Source organism: Moorena sp. SIO4A5, assembly GCF_010672005.1.
GTDB lineage: Bacteria > Cyanobacteriota > Cyanobacteriia > Cyanobacteriales > Coleofasciculaceae > Moorena.
This window is the reverse complement of the sequence record NZ_JAAHHZ010000604.1, coordinates 1-3004: the sequence shown is the minus strand read 5'-3', so window position 1 is coordinate 3004 and position 3004 is coordinate 1. Positions and strand designations below refer to the sequence as shown.

Genomic DNA, 3004 nt, shown 5'->3' with positions numbered 1-3004 from the left:
TGGCTTGTTCTTCTGAAAGCACACCCTGCCGTTTCACCAGAGCCGACAAGGTTTCCCCCTCGATGTATTCCATGATTAGGCAAGGCAATTCACCTTCTCGGATGATTTCTTCACATAAGCTGACTAGATGAGGATTGCCACAGCTACATTGGGCTAACTTTACCGCTTCGTTGGCAAAAATTTTCCAATATTCTAATAAATTATCTTGGCGTAGTACATGATTAAGGATAGTTTTAATAACAATGCGATCGCCTGTTTTATTATTTCGGGCTAAATAGGTAATACCCAGCCCACCTTGTCCTAGTTTTTTTTCGATAGTGTACTTACCGTTTTGTAGCCGATCACCAGGCAGCCAGGTAAGATGAATTACGCCGTTGCTGTGGTTAGGTTGTTGAGGAGTTGAGGGAGGTTTGTAGGGAGCATAAGGCTCTGCCACAGTAACAGTTATTGTTTGTGTGGTGCTGCTATGACCATTTTTAGGGGAATTAAACCAGCGTTTAACTCTGTTATTTAACTGCTGCTTTAATTTCCCACAGACTGACCGATGGTTATTAGTTTTCATGGGAGATGCCCAACCTATCTAGGATATTAATTTCGGTAGGGTTTATCGTAAGCTATCAGCTATCAGCTTAAGCGCTACGCGCACGCTACGCGAACAGCTATCAGCTATCAGCCTATGCCCATAAGCTTACCTGAATATTTACGTTTTATTTTTATACACAAATAATTCTAGCGTTTTTAATAATTATTAGAGCCATCCAATTTGCTTCACCTTACTTCATACTCCTACTCCGTAGCTAAGCATATGCGCTAGGCTATCAGCTATCAGCTATCAGCTTATGGGCATAGGGTAAGCAAAGATAACAGCTTTTGAATAAGCGATGCAGCGCGGTCTTGGGGGTTTCCCCCACTCGCTATTGCATCAAGACAACAGGTAAGCATTAGTTTAATCTGAGTTATGGAAAGCTGACGGCTGACCACTGACCGCTGACCGCTGCAAGACAAGGAAAAAGTATTATGAGTATCTCGCCAAAACGACTTGAAGAAATCAAAAATATTCCTGACTCTGAAATTGATACTTCAGATATACCTGAGTTAGATGATCATTTCTGGGAAAATGCCAAAATGGTTAAACCGATTACTAAAAAAGCGATTTCTATTCGCTTAGATAGTGACATCATAGACTGGTTCAAAAGTCAAGGAAAAGGCTATCAATCATCGATTAATAACGTTCTTCGTAGTTATGTTAATCATCAACTAAAGAAAAGTAATCATTGATGGTAAAACTATTCCGTTCATCTCGGCTAGAATTAGCTGAGATGATATCCCGTATGGGTTATACAAGTTATAAACTGCAATTGAACCAATACCTAATGCGATCGCACTGACTGATCTAAATCCCCACTTCTCGCTAACGAACGTTGTGAATTGCTAAGAGAGGTTAAGATTTTGATAACTAATTTTAAGGAGTGAACGGTGTTCAGCAGTAGTGATAGTTCCAATTGGCAGTGGTATTTGTCCAAGCAGCTAACCCCCTTGATCAGAGATTTGACTATACTCAAATCTAATCCTATCGATCCCAAGACTATTGTCGTTAGTACCTTGATCGGGCTTTTGCTCAATTCCCTACCATGGTTACCAGCTGCTAGAGCTGAAACGGTGCAGCTAGGAGTAGTTAAAAGTCGGGATAATCAAGGGCATTGGTCTGGAATTACCGAACGCTTACATTCAATTGGAGTTAACTACTGTATTGTTGACTTGACTGAAGTTAAGAAAGCCTCTGACTTCGATAACACTAACTTGCTATTTTTGCCCAATGTCGAGTTCCTCCACCCAAAACAATTCCAAGCGTTACAGGAGTGGATTGCACAAGGAGGAAAAGTTATTGTCAGCGGTCCGACTGGATTACTTTCCAAACCTGACATCCGCAAACAATTGCGTGAGCTTTTGGGTGCCTATTGGGGGTTTGCGATGACTCAACCCTCTATCCTCCATCCTTCCCCAGACAGTAACCAAACATGGGTGCAGAATACTGGAATTACAGGTATCATCCAGGGTGGTACTCTTATTCCTGCTGATCTTAATTCCACTACTGTTGCGGTCTGGAGTCAGGTTGACAAGCCCCCTGCTGTAGTAACCTCTAATAATGCTACGTTTTTTGGTTGGCGCTGGGGTATCGATCGGGTAGCTCCGGCAGAAGTCGATAGTGCTTGGTTACGAGCGGCTCTTGGTCGCTATGATGTCCAAGTCACTGATGTCCAACTTACTGATGTCCAACTCATCACTAATTCATCTACATCGTCTGAATCCTCTGATCACTCACCACAACATTGTCGGGATATCGACACTACTATTGCCCAGAAACAGGTGGAAACAGAAGATGCAGAGTCTGGCAATAACACAGATGCTTCAGCCAAGCCTACTAATTCCCGATTAGCACCGTCACCCAAGCCAGCAAAAGCCCCACCACCACGATATAGAAGACGAATTCGAACCCTAAAGCAAGCTACTGCGATGGAGCGGGAGTTGGAAAATCTGATTGGTCGGTTTGAAAGTGCTTTGCTAAGAGCCGATGCAGCTAACAGTAATCTGAATTTATCTACAGGCACTGCTATTGAACAATTTGTCACTGCTGGTACTAAGCAAGTGTCGGAAACTTCCGAGGAAACCTCTGAGGGTAAAACGGATGAAACTGACTCAGCTGCTAACTCAGCTATTGAGGCATTGCATCAGGCCAGAGTGGGTTTGGAAAATTTCCGTCGAGCAGTGGCTCGCAGAGAGTATCAAAAGGCAAGTCAGCTGTGGATGACAGCACGAAATACCTTGTGGGAAAACTACCCAATTGATCGTAAACTAGCCCAGTCAGAGATTCGAGCCATTTGGCTAGACCGGGGTACTATTGTTAAAGCGAAGTCTGAAAAAGATTTAGCTAAGATTTTTGACAAATTGGCTACAGCTGGTTTTCACACCATCTTTTTTGAAACGGTTAACGCTAGTTATACGA

Annotated in this window: 1 protein-coding gene and 2 pseudogenes; 2 read left to right on the top strand and 1 reads right to left on the bottom strand. The window is 42.9% G+C overall.

The genetic code is table 11. The annotated features are described in order from the left end of the window. Nucleotides 1-562, bottom strand: a pseudogene (locus F6K57_RS41765) (serine/threonine protein kinase); the annotation flags it as partial. 455 nt (nt 563-1017) lie between these two features. Here F6K57_RS41765 and F6K57_RS41760 point away from each other — a divergent pair. Together F6K57_RS41760 and F6K57_RS41755 are read left to right on the top strand one after the other, a co-directional pair. Further along, nucleotides 1018-1278 (top strand): BrnA antitoxin family protein, encoded by a 261-nt coding sequence (locus F6K57_RS41760; RefSeq protein WP_293024366.1) that lies wholly within the window; start codon nt 1018-1020, stop codon nt 1276-1278. Nucleotides 1279-1476: 198 nt separating this feature from the next. Further along, nucleotides 1477-3004: pseudogene (locus F6K57_RS41755) on the top strand (glycoside hydrolase family 10 protein); the annotation flags it as partial.